This is a genomic window from Kitasatospora sp. SUK 42, assembly GCF_015776785.2.
Taxonomy (GTDB): domain Bacteria; phylum Actinomycetota; class Actinomycetes; order Streptomycetales; family Streptomycetaceae; genus Kitasatospora.
Window position 1 is genome coordinate 1,902,825 of record NZ_LFMD02000003.1, and the last position, 14,694, is coordinate 1,917,518.

Consider the following 14,694-nt stretch of genomic DNA (forward strand, 5'->3'; position numbering starts at 1 on the left):
CTCCTCCCGCTGTCGCACCCGGGCGAAGGCTCGCCGGCGCGATCTGCCCCGCACCAGCCCCACGACGGCCGCCGCTGCCGCCGGAAGCCCGGCCGCCGCCCACTCCGCTCCGCGCATCACCCCGCCTCCGCACCCGCGTCGAACGCCCGCATCCGCAAGAGTCCGCGCCGCCTGCCACTGGAACCGACCGCCAAGCCGCGCGCCGCAGGGAACGGAGCCCGCAGGCCGCCCCCGGAGGCCCGAGGCGCCTCCAGCGCTCCCCGGGCCACAGACCGGACAATGCGGGCCGTCCACAGCACGCCCAACCCCTCCAGGACCGCCCCGGCCACGAGGCAGCCCAGCCCGGCGGACGTGTGCAGCAGGACGTCCAACGGGCGGGCCCCGAGCGCGCCGCCCAGGAGCAACCCGGCACCCGGCAGGGCGGCCAGCACCGCGATCGTCGTCCGCGGCCCGGCCAACTCCCCGGCGATCTCCTCCGCCAACGCCCGCTCACCACGCAGCGCCTCCGCGACCCGGTCCAGCGCGGCCGCCAGCCCAGACCCGCCGTCGGAAGCGACCCGCCAGCAGGCCGCGATGGCCGCCGCCCCGCTACCGCCCGGCAGTTCGGCCAGCAGATGGAGCGCGGCGGGCACGTCCCCGCCATAGCGGCCCGCCGCCAGCCGGGCCACCGGCTCCTCACCGAGCCGGCGCAGCCCGTCCGGGTCCGCGGCGAGCCGCACCGTGACCAGGTGCAACGCCTGCTCCGGCGTCGAACCGCTGCGCAACTCCCCTGCCAGCGCGGCGCAGAGCTCCACCACGGCGGCCGCCCGCCGCCCTGCCTCCACCGCCAGACGCCGCCGCAGCCGCCACCGCCGCAGCGGCAGGACGGCCAGCCCGGCCGCAAGCACCGGAACCGGCGAGGCGGTGGCCTGCCCGGCAGCCAACCCGACCGGCACGAGCAGCAGTTCAGGGGCCAGGACGCCCCGAACCCGCGCCCCGGCGCGCCCCGTCGTCACCGGACCCGGCCCGCCCGCCGGAGGCCCGCTGCCCGCCAGCATCAGCCCGGAACGCCGCCCACCCGGCAACTGCTCCTGCACCGCCCGCCACCCGACGGCCGCCAGCAGGAACAGCACCGCCACCCAGCAGAGTTCGAGTTGACTCTGCGTCACATCACCGATCGCCATGGCATCGACCTCCATGTCATCGCTCCTTCCTGCTCCACACCCCGAGCAGCGCCACCGCGCCCACCGCACACCCGCTCAGCAGCAGCACGAACCCGAGCTCCACCAACCGCAGCTCCCGCGCCGCCTGGCCCGCCGACGCCACCACCGCCGCCACCGCCCTCACGGCGCCCCCGCCCCGGGCGGCACACCGAGCACCACCCCGCGCGAGGCCAGCAGCCCGACCAGCCGCTCCCAGCCCGCCCCGGGCACCATTCCGCCCGCCGTCGGGAAGGCCACCGCCGGAGTGGTCACGGCCAGCCCGTCGCGGTCCCCGGCCAGCGTGTGGACCTCCGCCACCCGGCGCCGCCCCGAGCCCGGATCCCGGACCAGGTGCACCACCACGTCCAGCGCGGCCCGCAGTTGGCTGTGCAGCGCCGGCCGGTCGAGCCCCGCGAGCGAGCCCAGCGCCTCCAGCCGGACCGGCACGTCCGCCGCCGTGTTGGCGTGGACGGTGCCGCAGCCGCCCTCGTGCCCGGTGTTGAGCGCGGCCAGCAGGTCCGAGACCTCGGCACCGCGCACCTCTCCGATCACCAGCCGGTCCGGCCGCATCCGCAACGCCTGCCGGACGAGGTCCCGCAGGGTGAACTCGCCCAGGCCCTCCTGGTTGGGCGGTCTGCTCTGCAGCCGGACCACGTGCGGATGGGCCGGCCGCAGTTCGGCGGAGTCCTCGGCGATGACGATCCGCTCGTCCGGCCCGACCAGGCCGAGCAGCGCCGCGAGCAGGGTGGTCTTGCCCGAGCCCGTCCCACCGGAGACCAGCAGGGACAGCCGCGCCCGCACGATGCCGGCCAGCAGGTCGGCGCCCTCCGGCGGCAGTGCTCCGCCCGCCGCCAACTCGTCGAGCGTGAACGGCCGGGGCCGGCACACCCGCAGCGAGATGTGCGTGCAGCCCGCCGCGATCGGCGGCAGCACCGCGTGCAGCCTGGTGCCGTCCGGCAGCCGAGCGTCCACCCAGGGCCTGGCATCGTCCAAACGCCGTCCGGCCGCGGTGGCCAGCCGGTGGGCCAGCCGCCGCACCGCCTCGGCATCGGCGAACCGGACTCCGGCGGCCCGGTGCAGGCCTCCGCCACGGTCGACCCACACCTCGTCCGGACCGTTCACCAGGACGTCCGTGACATCGGGCGCCGCCAGCAGCCGGTCCAGCGGGCCCGCGCCCACCAGTTCGGCGCGCAGCGAACGCACGGTGTCCAGCACCTCGTCCCCGCCGAGCGGCGGCCGGGTGGCCCGCAGCACCGCCGCGACCGAGCCCGCCGTCGGGGCGGCGCCCGACTCGGCCAGCCGCAGCCGTACCGCGTCCACCAGCTCGGCCGTCCGGGCCTCCCGGGCCGTCCGGCCGTACGGGCAGGGCCCGTGCTCGGCCTCCGGAGGCCCGCCGGGCGGCGGCACGCTCCTGAGCAGTCGGCGCTCCCGCGCACCGTCGCCCGGACCCGGATCACCGCCCCGCAGAACCGTCCTACGCAGTCGGACCATCAGTACACACCTCCTCCGACCGCCGACACCGGCGGCAGTACCTCGTTCAGGAAGGTCGCGCAGAAGCGCGCGAGCGGGCCGCTCTCCCGCATGCCCGGCGGGACGCCCTTCTCGACGTCCTCGGCCAGGCCCGGCTCCGGCTCCAACTCCCCCGCCAGCTCCAACCGCAGCCCGCGGGCGATCCGGTGTGCCGGGAGCCCGCCGACCCGCAGTGACCGCACCACGGCCCGGACGTCCCGCAGCCGCATCCGGGCCGCCGCCGCGACCCGGTCGGCGGCCGCCACCGCGCGCAGCTCGGCCGGGATCACCAGCAGGGCCAGGTCGGACTGCTCCAGCGCCTGCCCGGCGGCCGCGTCGAGATGGCGCGGTACGTCGAGCACCACCAGCCCGCCGCGCCGCCGGGAGGCGGCCAGCACGCTGCGCATGGCCTCCGGCGGCACCGTGAGGGTGTCGCCGCGGTCCCAGGACAGGCAGGACAGCGCGGAGAGCCGTCTGAGGGCCGGCAGCGCCCGGGCCAGGTCGGCTCCGCTCACCCGCCCGCGCGAACCGGCCAGGTCGGGCCAGCGCAGCCCGCGGGCCGTCTCGCCCCCGAGCAGGATGTCCAGGCCGCCGCCCAGCGGATCGCCGTCGATGAGCATGGTCCGCCGGCCCGTCCGCGCGGCCGTGACCGCGAGGGCACAGGCCAGCGTCGAGGCTCCGGCCCCGCCCCGGCCGCCGAGCACCGCGACGGTGACCGCCGGGGACTCGACGCCCTCGGCCGCGTCCGCGATCCGGTCCAGCAGCCAGGTCTCGGCGTCGGGCAGGAACAGCACGTGCTCGGCGCCGAGTCGGACCGCTCTGACCCACACCCCGGGGTCGTCCAGATCCAGCCCGAGGAGCAGCACGCCGCTGCGCCTGCCCAGCCCGGCGCAGCGCACCGCCTGGTCGTCCCCGACCAGGACCAGCGGGGCGCCCTCCCAGAGCTCGCGCGTCGGCGGCGCGCCCCTGATCAGTCTCGGCTCGGTGCCCGCCGCCGCGCAGACCCGCAGCAGGTGCTCGGCCAGGCCTTCGTCCTCGGTGACGATGAGCGGCCCAACGGCCCCGGGGCCCTCGGCGGTGACGTGACCGGCGATCGGCGTCGACATGGTGGTCTCCCCTCTGCGCCGCCGGCCACCCAGGGCGGCCGCGACGCGCGTCGGACGGTTCCGACGGACGGCCGCCCGGCAGACCTCTTGAAGAAGGGGGATGAGGCCCTGCCCGGCGACCGCCGTCGACCATCACGGTGGGGGGAGATCCGGATTACGTCATCCACGTTCCGATTGCCTGTGGATAACTCGCGGCTGTGGATAAAAACGTTCACCCGGGCGGGGGGCTATTCGGCGAAGAATTGACGAAACGAGGTCACGGAGATGAACCGGCGGCCCGTCCGGGCCCCGGTCGACCGCCCCTCCCGGACCCTGCTCGCCGGCTCCCGCGCACCCCGCCCGAGCGGCCCGGCGGCGTCGATCGGAACCGGCCGCGCACAGCAGGCGGGTCATGAGCAAATGGCAACGCAGAGTGACGAAGGATGATGACCTGACCGAGCCGCCGACACCCCCTGTACACCGCCGAGAGGCGGTCGCGGAAGGCCTCACCGAGGGGCGTTCAAGCCCTGAAAATGGCCCCGGACGTGCGACGACCCCCGCCGGGGGGGAGAGCGGGGGTCGTCTATCCACAGCCCGACTCGGGGGGGAGGAGCCGGACCGGGTTAGCACGGTCGCGAACGATCCGTGACTTCCATGGTGTACCCGAGCGGCCAGAAACACAAACCCGCACGCCCACGAGTACGCCGAATGGCGGGGTGTTTTGTGGCGCCCTCTATCCTCGGTTCCCGTGGACACCACCGAGAACGCCGACGACCACGCCGACGAGTCCCAGGGCGACACCACCGGGCCCGCGGAGCCGAGCACACCCACCCGCCCCCGGCCGGGCGGGCTGCGCACGGCCGCCTTCTTCGACCTCGACAAGACCATCATCGCCAAGTCGAGCGCGCTGGCCTTCAGCCGCCCGTTCTACCAGGGCGGTCTGATCAACCGTCGGGCCGTACTGCGGAGCGCGTACGCCCAGTTCGTCTTCCTGGTCGGCGGGGCGGACCACGACCAGATGGAGAAGATGCGCGAGTACCTCTCCGCGCTCACCCGGGGCTGGAACGTCCAGCAGGTCCGCGAGATCGTCGCCGAGACCCTGCACAACCTGATCGATCCGATCATCTACGACGAGGCCGCCTCGCTGATCGAGCAGCACCACGCGGCCGGCCGGGACGTGGTGATCGTCAGCAGCTCCGGCTCCGAGGTGGTCGAGCCGATCGGCGCGCTGCTCGGCGCGGACCACGTGATCGCCACCCGGTTGAAGGTCGAGGACGGCTGCTACACCGGCGAGATCGAGTACTACGCCTACGCCGAGAACAAGGCCGCCGCGATCCGGGAGTTGGCCGAGTCGGAGGGCTACGACCTGGCCGAGTCCTACGCCTACAGCGATTCCTCGACCGACCTGCCGCTGCTGGAGGCGGTCGGCCACCCGTCGGCCGTGAACCCCGACCGCGCACTGCGCAAGGAGGCGCAGGCCCGGGAGTGGCCGGTGCTGGTCTTCGACCGGCCGGTGCAACTTCGACGGCGGCTGCCCGAGTTCTCCGCGCCGAGCGGCTCGGTGCTGACCGCGGTGGCGGTCGGGACGGCGGCCGTGACCGCCGGGGCCATCTGGTACCTGGCCCGCAAGCGCCGCTCCACCCGCTGAGGTCCGGGGGCCGACACCCCCAGCGAAACGGGCAAATAGGTACGGACTTCTCTTTTCGGGTTCCCCTTTCGGCCGAAACGCGATACAAATGAAGCACGGCCCGCGAGACCCGGTCAGGACCGAAGAGGTCAAACCGACAACGCAGTTCAGGCCCCACGGACCGCGTGTACAGATAACCGAGCACCCACATGCAGCCGACCCGCTGTCGGGCCGCCGGACCAGACGAACGGGCAGGATCCCCGTCTGATCGGCACTTCCGGTGCATGCTTGGTCACCCGGTATCTGCACCAGCGGCGGCACCCAGCAGGATCAGGTGCCGCCGCATCTCCGTGTTCGCGGGCGTTCCCGCTCAGACCATCCCGCGCTGCATCGCCTCGCAGACCGCGGTGCTCTCGCGCACGCCGAGTCGCAGCGCCCGGCCGCAGTGCGCGATCCAGGCCGCCATCCCCTCGGGCGTGCCCGCCAGGTAGCCCGCCAGGGCCCGCCGGTAGGCCTCGGTGCCCAGCTCCGCCAGGCCCACCTCGGCCGGACAGATCGACTTCGGGTCGAGCCCCTCGGCGATCAGCACGATCCGCTGGGCGGCCCGCGCGATCAGCCCGTTGTGGCTGCCGAACGGCCGCAGGGCGAGCAGCTCGCCGTGCACCACCGAGGCGACCACCAGCGCCGGCGTCCCCACGCCCTGCCCCTCCGCCCGGGCCACCAGCAGCCGGGAGAGCTGGTCCAGCCGGGCCCCGACCTCCTCCGCGTCCGGAGCGGGCGGCAGTACGGGCGGCGGCCCGGCCACCGCGTCGGCCTCGACGCCCTCCACCGGCTTGAGCTCCAGCGGGAACAGCTCCTCGGAGGCCTCCCCCGCGCGCCGCGGCCGACCGGCGGCCGGGTCGGCGTCGCCGACCGCGAGCAGGTGCAGCCGGGCCAGCACCTGCAGCGGCGAATGCCGCCAGACGCTGAGCAGCTGACCGGCCTCGGCGGCGATCCGCAGCGCCGCGCCCACCGTTCGGGCCTCGGCGTCCGCGCTGAAGTCGCTGCGTCGCCGGACCTCCTCCAGCGGCCAGTCGGCCCCGGCCAGGGCCGCCGAGGCGCGGGCGCCGCGCAGAGCGGACTCGGAGGTGACCTCGGCCGCGCGGCGGCGCATCACCCGGTGACCGTAGAGCCGGTCGACGGCCTTGCGCACCTCGGCCACCGCGTCGGGCACCCCGGGAAGCTGGGCCAGCGGGGCGAGGGGATCTGTTCCAGTGCTCACCTACCCGAGAGTAATGAACGAGCCGCCCCTCCCGGAACAGCAACCCCGCATCACCCGTTAGAGGCAATCCTCACTTCCCTCCCGCGGCGGGCCCCGAGCCACGGCTAGCATGGCCGCTATCGGAGACGATAACGATTTCCAATTAGGGGTCGCGACACGCGCGCCCCTGAGCACGCGGCCCACCCCCAGGGCCCAGAGCGAGAGCCGGAGCCCCCAGATGAAGATCGCCTTCGTCGGCAAGGGCGGCAGCGGGAAGACCACGCTGTCCGCACTGTTCATCCGCCACCTGGCCGCCACCGGCCGCCCGGTCATCGCCGTCGACGCCGACATCAACCAGCATCTCGGCCCCGCCCTCGGACTGACGGACGCTCAGGCCGCCGGACTGCCCTCGCTCGGCGCGCACCTTCCGGAGGTCAAGGAGTACCTGCGCGGCGCCAACCCGCTGATCCGTTCGGCGGACGAGATGATCAAAACCACGCCGCCCGGCCGGGGTTCGCGCCTGCTGCGGATCGTCGAGGAGAACCCGGTCTACGCCGCCTGCGCCCGCCCGATCGCGCTGGACGAGGGCTCGGTCCGGCTGCTGGCGACCGGCGCGTTCACCGAGGAGGACCTCGGAGTGGCCTGCTACCACTCCAAGGTCGGCGCGGTGGAGCTGCTGCTCAACCACCTGCTGGACGGCCCGGACGAGTACCTGGTCACCGACATGACCGCGGGCTCCGACTCCTTCGCCTCCGGCCTCTTCACCCGCTTCGACCTGACCTTCCTAATCGCCGAGCCGACTCGCAAGGGCGTCTCGGTCTACCGTCAGTACAAGGACTACGCCCGTGACTTCGGCGTCCAGCTGCGGGTGATCGGCAACAAGGTGCAGGGCCCGGACGACCTGGCGTTCCTGCGCCGCGAGGTCGGCGACGACCTGCTCACCACCTTCGGGCAGTCGGACTGGGTACGCCGCCTGGAGCAGGGCGCCGAGCCGCCGCTGAAGTCCCTGGAGCCGGCCAACCGGGCGGTGCTGGAGCAACTGCGGACCGAGGCCGAGGCCGCGTACGGGCTCCGGGACGCGCACCGCTACACCGAGCAGGCGGTCCTCTTCCACCGGCGCAACGCGGAGAGCTGGGCCAACGCCAAGGTCGGAATCGACCTCGCGACCCAGGTGGACGAGGGTTTCGTACTGGGCGAGTCGGCGTTCGGGAGCGAGCGGGCCGCCCCTGCCGGAGCCACCGCCTGACACTCCGCCACGGACCGGACGGGCCGCGGCCTCCCCTTCACCCCGGGGAGGCCGCGGCCCGTTCGCCGTCCCGGTCGAGCGCTTGCCACCAGCGAATTCCCATCGGTTCGAGCACCACTCAATGGGGTGAACCAGGGGGTTTTCCGCTTCCCTCCCGAGACGACGCTGTGCAAAGCTCTCATTACCCTCGGTTTACCGAGTCTTGATGGTCCGTATCGACGGCACCCGGCGAGACATCCCGCACCTCGCCCGGGTTCCTGGCGGGCCTGATGGTCAACGCCGGCCGGTGATACCCGCATTCCCCCGCCGCGCCCACACCATCCCGCCACACCGTCGCGACCCACGACAGCCGATCCGACCCGGAGCCCCGCCCCGGATCCACCGCCGGACCTGACTGCGTTCGTTCCCCCGGACAGACGGGAAGACAATGACCCTTGACATCTCAACCGCGCCCATCGCCTCCGACACCAATGACCACGCACCACCGGGCACCCGGGCCCGCTGGGCCCAGGACCTCTCCGCCTCCCTGGTGGTCTTCCTGATCGCCGTGCCGTTCTCCCTCGGCATCGCGCTCGCCACCGGCGCCCCACTCACCGCCGGACTGGCCGCCGCAGCCGTGGGCGGCATCCTGGTCGGACTGTTCGGCGGCACCCCGCTCCAGGTCAGCGGCCCCTCCGCCGCGCTGACCGTGGTCACCGCGGGGCTGATCACCCAGTACGGCTGGCGGGCGACCTGCGCCGTCACCGTCGCCTCCGGGCTGCTCCAACTCCTGCTCGGCGTACGCCGGGTGGCCCGGACGGCGCTCGCCGTCTCGCCCGCGATCGTGCACGGCATGCTGGCCGGGGTCGGGCTCACCATCGCCATCGCGCAGCTGCACGTCGCCCTCGGCGGCTCCCCGCAGAGTTCCGCGATCGCCAACCTCCTCGCCCTGCCGGGGCAGTTGGCCGGTCCGCACCCGCCCGCGCTGCTGGTCGGCGCTGTGACCGCGGTGGTGCTGCTGGGCTGGCCCCGGCTCGGCCGACTCCCGGGCCGCGCGGGAGAGTTCGGCGCCCGCCTGGCCAAGGTGCCCGGGCCGCTGGCCGCCGTGGCCGTTGCCACCGCGCTCGCCATCGCCATGGACCTGCGGCTCGCCCACATCGAACTGCCAGCCTGGCAGCCGCACGGGATCGCGCCCGCGCTGCCACACGGCTCGCCCACCGGGGTGATCGCCGCCGTCCTCACCGTCACTGCCGTGGCGAGCGTGGAGTCGCTGCTGTCCGCCGTCGCGGTCGACCGGATGAGTCGGCGCACCGGCGACCTCGACCGTGAACTGCGCGGACAGGGCATCGCCAACATGGTCAGCGGCCTGGTCGGCGGGCTGCCGATCGCCGGCGGCGCCGTACGCAGCACCGCCAACGTGCGGGCCGGCGGGCAGACCAGGTGGGCCTCGGTGCTGCACGGCGTGTGGGTGCTCGCCGCAGCGCTGGCGCTGACCGGCGGGCTGCGCCGGATCCCGCTGGCCGCACTGGCCGCGCTGGTGCTGGTGGTCGGGCTGCAGATGGTGAGCTTCGCGCACATCCGCAACGTGCACCGACACCGCGAGTTCCCGGTCTACCTGACCACCGTGCTCGCCGTGGTCGCCTTCGGCGTGCTGTGGGGCGTCGGGCTCGGCGCCGGCACCGCCGCACTGCTCGCGCTCTACCGGCTGACCCGCGCCCACGTGGACGTCGAGGCCCACCCCGACGGCCCGGTCACCGTCCAGACCCACGGGCCGCTGACCTTCGCCGCCGTCCCCCGGCTGAGCCGGGCGCTGGCCGGCATCCCCGCGGGCGCCGAGGTCGCGGTGGTGCACGACGGCTCCTTCCTGGACCACGCCGCGTACGAGACGCTGCACAACTGGCGGACCGGGCACCAGGCCGCGGGAGGACGGGTCTCGATGGTGACGCGGCGCCCGGACGACGAGGTGCTCGACCCCGACGGCACCGTCCGTGCGGGCAGTTCGCCGGGCCCGCACCGCTGCCGGGCCTGGACGCCCTGGGTCGGCCACCACTGCATCGAGCAGCAGGAGGATCCGCACGGCCGGCTGCTGGACGGCGTCCGGGTGTTCCAGCGGCACACCGCCCCGCTGATCAGGCCCGAACTCGCCCGACTGGCCCGGGAGGGGCAGACGCCCTCGCAGCTCTTCCTGACCTGCGCGGACTCCCGGATGGTCACCAGCATGATCACCAACAGCGGCCCGGGCGACCTGTTCACCGTCCGCAACGTCGGCAACCTGGTGCCGGCCCCGTTCGAGCCCGGCGCGGCCGACGACTCGGTGGCCGCCGCGGTGCAGTACGCCGTCGAAGCGCTGGAGGTGCGCTCGATCACGGTCTGCGGCCACTCCGGCTGCGGAGCGATGAAGGCACTGCTGGACGGTGTGCACGAGCGCCCCGTGCCGCCCACCCCGCTGACCCGCTGGCTGCGCAACGGCCGCGGCTCGCTGGACCGGCTCCGACGGGCCCCGGCCGAGTTCGCCGACCGGCCGGTGGTGGACCTCGCGGAGCAGCTCTGCATCACCAACGTGGTCCAGCAGCTGGACCAGCTGATGGCGAACCCGGCGGTGGAGCGCCGGGTCGAGGAGGGCACCCTGCGGCTGGTGGGGATGTACTTCGACTTCGCCACCGCCCAGGCCTACGTCCTGGACCGCGCCGCGGGGACGTTCAGCCCCGTCGAGGCCCGGCCCGTCGAGGCCCGGCCCAATGGGGCATCGGCCGAACGGGTGAGAAAGGACGGCCGGGTTCCGGCCTGCGACGGCGAGGAGGACCCGCAGCTGGCCGCCTGAAAGCCGGGTCCGTGTCCCCGCCGGGCGGGCCGGGGCACGGGCCCATCAACCACCGGGCGATCTACCACCTCAGGCGGTGGGTCGCCCGGTGGCCGTTCGATCCTCGGTCAAAGGTCTACACCAATTCCCAAGAGACTCTTGTCAACTGCCCCGTTCGCCTGGTGAGCTGTGTGCTGGGACACACGGGACAATCCCCACGCACGGGATCGCCCCCGATCATGACTCGATGAGGAGTGCGCGTTGAGCAACGAGAGCCTGGCCAACCTGCTCAAGGAGGAGCGGCGTTTCGCCCCGCCGGCAGAGCTCGCCGCAGCCGCCAACGTCACCGCGGCCGCGTACGCTCAGGCCTCCGAGGACCGTCTGGGCTTCTGGGCCGAGCAGGCCCGTCGGCTCAGCTGGGCCGTCGAGCCGACCGAAACGCTCGACTGGTCCAACCCGCCCTTCGCCAAGTGGTTCGCCGACGGCAAGCTCAACGTGGCCTACAACTGCGTCGACCGCCACGTGGAGAACGGTCTCGGCGACCGGGTCGCCATCCACTTCGAGGGCGAGCCCGGTGACAGCCGCTCGATCACCTACGCCCAGCTCAAGGACGAGGTCTCGCAGGCCGCCAACGCCCTGCTGGAGCTCGGCGTCCGCAAGGGCGACCGGGTCGCGGTCTACCTGCCGATGATCGCCGAGGCGGTCGTCGCCATCCTCGCCTGCGCCCGGATCGGCGCCACCCACTCGGTGGTCTTCGGCGGCTTCTCCGCCGACGCCGTCGCCTCCCGCATCCAGGACGCCCAGGCGAAGCTCGTCATCACCTCCGACGGCGGCTACCGCCGCGGCAAGCCCTCGGCCCTCAAGCCGGCCATCGACGAGGCGCTCACCAAGGTCGACGGGGTCGAGCACGTCCTGGTGATCCGCCGCACCGGGCAGGAGATCGCCTGGACCGAGGGCCGCGACGTCTGGTGGCACGAGATCACCGCGCGCCAGTCCACCGAGCACGCCCCCGAGGCGCACGACGCCGAGCACCCGCTCTTCATCCTGTACACCTCGGGCACCACCGGTAAGCCCAAGGGCATCCTGCACACCTCGGGCGGCTACCTCACCCAGGTCAGCTACTCCCACCACGCGGTCTTCGACCTCAAGCCGGAGACCGACGTCTACTGGTGCACCGCCGACATCGGCTGGGTCACGGGCCACTCGTACATCGTCTACGGCCCGCTCTCCAACGGCGCCACCCAGGTCATCTACGAGGGCACCCCGGACACCCCTCACCAGGGCCGGTTCTGGGAGATCGTCCAGAAGTACGGCGTCACGATCCTCTACACCGCGCCGACCGCGATCCGCACCTTCATGAAGTGGGGCGACGACATCCCCGCGAAGTTCGACCTGTCCTCGCTGCGGGTGCTGGGCAGCGTCGGCGAGCCGATCAACCCCGAGGCCTGGGTCTGGTACCGCGAGCACATCGGCGCCGGCAAGTGCCCGATCGTGGACACCTGGTGGCAGACCGAGACCGGCGCCATCATGATCAGCCCGCTGCCGGGCGTCACCGAGACCAAGCCGGGCTCGGCCCAGCGCGCCCTGCCGGGCATCTCGGCCACCGTGGTGGACGACGAGGCCAACGAGGTCCCGAACGGCTCCGGCGGGTACCTGGTGCTCACCGAGCCGTGGCCGTCCATGCTCCGCACCATCTGGGGCGACGACCAGCGCTACATCGACACCTACTGGTCGCGCTTCGCGGGCCGCTACTTCGCCGGTGACGGCGCCAAGAAGGACGAGGACGGCGACATCTGGCTGCTCGGCCGGGTCGACGACGTCATGCTGGTCTCCGGCCACAACATCTCCACCACCGAGGTCGAGTCGGCCCTGGTCGGCCACCCGTCCGTGGCCGAGTCCGCCGTGGTCGGCGCCGCCGACGCCACCACCGGCCAGGCCATCGTCGCCTTCGTGATCCTGCGCGGCGGCATCACCGAGAGCCCCGAGCTGGTCGACGAGCTGCGGGCGCACGTCGGCCGCACGCTCGGCCCGATCGCCAAGCCGAAGCAGATCAAGGTGGTCGGCGAGCTGCCGAAGACCCGCTCCGGCAAGATCATGCGCCGCCTGCTGCGCGACATCGCCGAGGGCCGCGAGGTCGGTGACACCACCACCCTCGCCGACAGCACGGTGATGAGCCAGATCCAGGCACAGCTGCCGTCGTCCGACGACAAGAGCTGAAAGCGTTCACGGCTGAGCACACCGACAACCAGACGCGCTGACGGCTGAGCACATCGACAGCCGAGCGCGCTGAACAGGCGAACCGGGCCCCGGGCGGATACCACCGCCCGGGGTCCCGTCGTCATGCCGGTCCGCTGCTCCTCCGGGGTTCCGTTGCTCCTCCGGATGCTCCTCCGGAGTGCAGAACCGGCCGACAGGGTTTGAGTCCTCGAATAGGACAATCTGGATGTCACTCGAACGTCCCTTAGACTGTTAGGGACGCATCAAGATCCTTGAGCAGGAATCCGGGCGTCACAGGGCGCGCCGGGAAGTCTGGTCGGCACATGCACCACCCGTGCATCCGTTGCCGCTCCCAGCCCCCTCAGGAGGTCCCGCGTGACCGACCAGCCGCCCGTCCACGAGCCGACGACCCGCCGCCGGCAGCTGCTCGGCCGACTGTCACTGCCCGAGCGCACCTTCATCACCGACGCCCTGCGCACCGAGACGGTCGGTGGCACGCTGCTGCTGATCGCCGCCGTGGTCGCGCTGATCTGGGCCAACGTCTGGCCGCACGCGTACGAGAGCATGCTCGGCTACACCATCGGCCCGTCCGCCCCGCTCCACCTCGACCTCAGCCTGGCCACCTGGGCCAAGGACGGCCTGCTGACGATCTTCTTCTTCGTGGCCGGCATCGAGCTCAAGCGCGAGTTCGTCGCGGGCGAGCTGCGCACTCCGAGCGCCGCGCTGCTGCCGGTCATAGCCGCCGTCTGCGGCGTCGCGCTGCCCGCGATCCTGTTCGCACTGGTCAACTCCGGCAGCGGCGGCCACCCCGGCGGCTGGGCCATCCCGACCGCCACCGACATCGCCTTCGCGCTCGGCGTGCTGGCCGTGGTCGGCAGCCACCTGCCCTCTCCCCTGCGCGCCTTCCTGCTGACCCTGGCCGTGGTCGACGACCTGATCGCGATCCTGATCATCGCGATCTTCTACAGCTCCGGGATCAAGTTCTGGGCACTCGGCCTGGCCTTCGCCGGTCTGGTGCTGTTCTGGTTCCTGCACCGGCGCGGGGTGAAGGGCTGGTACCTGTTCGTACCGCTGGCCGTCGTGGTCTGGGCGCTGATGCACGAGAGCGGCATCCACGCCACGGTGGCGGGCGTCGCGATGGGCCTGATGCTGCGCTGCCACCGGGAGGGCGACGAGCAGCACTCCCCCGGCGAGCACATCGAGCACCTGGTCCGCCCGCTCTCGGCCGGCCTCGCCGTCCCGGTGTTCGCGCTGTTCTCGGCCGGGGTGGCGATATCCGGCCCGGCGCTGCGCGAGGTGTTCACCCAGGCCACCCCGCTGGGCATCATGATCGGCCTGCTGGTCGGCAAGACGGTGGGCGTGTTCGGCGGCACCTGGCTGGCCGCCCGGTTCACCCGGGCCGAGCTGAACCCGCAGCTCAAGTGGGCCGACCTGTTCGCCGTCTCGGTGCTGGCAGGGATCGGCTTCACCGTCTCGCTGCTGATCAGCGAGCTGGCCTTCCCGCAGGACCTGGCGCTGGCCGAGCGTTCCAAGACGGCCGTCCTGGTCGGCTCGCTGCTCTGCGCGGTCGTCGCCACCGTGCTGCTCAAGCTGCGCAACCGGCACTACCGCGCGCTGTGCGAGGAGGAGGACCGGGACGTGGACGGCGACGGGGTCCCGGACATCTACCAGGAGGACGACCCTGCCTGGCGGGCACGGGTCTCCGAACCCGCCCACCGACTGCCCGGCGAGGGCTCCGGCACCGGCCGCTGAGTCCGCCACGGGCCTCGCGGGGCCCCGGGCCCGGGGGTCCACCCCTGAATCCGGCACC

The 14,694-nt window shown here is 73.2% G+C and carries 10 protein-coding genes; 5 read left to right on the forward strand and 5 right to left on the reverse strand.

Going from position 1 to position 14,694, the window contains the following annotated elements:
- Positions 1-116 precede the first annotated feature (116 nt).
- From RZ50_RS18210 to ssd, 4 genes are read right to left on the reverse strand one after another with little or no spacing between them, the layout of a single operon-like run.
- Positions 117-1,178 (reverse strand): type II secretion system F family protein, encoded by a 1,062-nt coding sequence (locus tag RZ50_RS18210; RefSeq protein WP_254802525.1) that lies wholly within the window; start codon positions 1,176-1,178, stop codon positions 117-119.
- Between the two features lies 1 nt (position 1,179).
- Entirely contained in the window at positions 1,180-1,326 is a 147-nt protein-coding gene (locus RZ50_RS18215; RefSeq protein ID WP_196951984.1) for a hypothetical protein, read from the reverse strand.
- Complete coding sequence (locus tag RZ50_RS29295; protein WP_254802526.1) at positions 1,323-2,672, reverse strand: TadA family conjugal transfer-associated ATPase; 1,350 nt, start codon at positions 2,670-2,672, stop codon at positions 1,323-1,325. Before RZ50_RS29295 ends, RZ50_RS18215 begins: the two co-directional genes overlap by 4 nt.
- Entirely contained in the window at positions 2,672-3,796 is a 1,125-nt protein-coding gene (ssd, locus tag RZ50_RS29300; RefSeq protein ID WP_254802527.1) for a septum site-determining protein Ssd, read from the reverse strand. Before ssd ends, RZ50_RS29295 begins: the two co-directional genes overlap by 1 nt.
- A gap of 829 nt (positions 3,797-4,625) precedes the next feature.
- Here ssd and RZ50_RS18225 point away from each other — a divergent pair.
- Positions 4,626-5,423: an HAD family phosphatase gene (locus tag RZ50_RS18225; protein ID WP_196952036.1), complete on the forward strand. Its 798-nt coding sequence runs from the start codon at positions 4,626-4,628 to the stop codon at positions 5,421-5,423.
- Positions 5,424-5,772: 349 nt separating this feature from the next.
- Here the strand turns inward: RZ50_RS18225 and RZ50_RS18230 are convergent, their stop codons facing one another.
- Complete coding sequence (locus RZ50_RS18230) at positions 5,773-6,663, reverse strand: oxidoreductase (protein WP_196951985.1); 891 nt, start codon at positions 6,661-6,663, stop codon at positions 5,773-5,775.
- 217 nt (positions 6,664-6,880) lie between these two features.
- Between RZ50_RS18230 and RZ50_RS18235 the strand changes: the two genes are divergently transcribed.
- The 4 genes from RZ50_RS18235 to nhaA all read left to right on the forward strand — a co-directional run bounded on the left by RZ50_RS18235 (position 6,881) and on the right by nhaA (position 14,636).
- Positions 6,881-7,888: an ATP-binding protein gene (locus tag RZ50_RS18235; protein WP_196951986.1), complete on the forward strand. Its 1,008-nt coding sequence runs from the start codon at positions 6,881-6,883 to the stop codon at positions 7,886-7,888.
- Between the two features lie 427 nt (positions 7,889-8,315).
- On the forward strand, positions 8,316-10,688 hold the full coding sequence (locus RZ50_RS18240; protein ID WP_196951987.1) for a SulP family inorganic anion transporter: 2,373 nt from the start codon (positions 8,316-8,318) through the stop codon (positions 10,686-10,688).
- A gap of 240 nt (positions 10,689-10,928) precedes the next feature.
- On the forward strand, positions 10,929-12,884 hold the full coding sequence (gene acs / locus RZ50_RS18245) for an acetate--CoA ligase (protein WP_196951988.1): 1,956 nt from the start codon (positions 10,929-10,931) through the stop codon (positions 12,882-12,884).
- Positions 12,885-13,259: 375 nt separating this feature from the next.
- Positions 13,260-14,636, forward strand: coding sequence for a Na+/H+ antiporter NhaA (nhaA, locus tag RZ50_RS18250; RefSeq protein WP_196951989.1), 1,377 nt, complete (start codon positions 13,260-13,262; stop codon positions 14,634-14,636).
- Positions 14,637-14,694 lie beyond the last annotated feature (58 nt).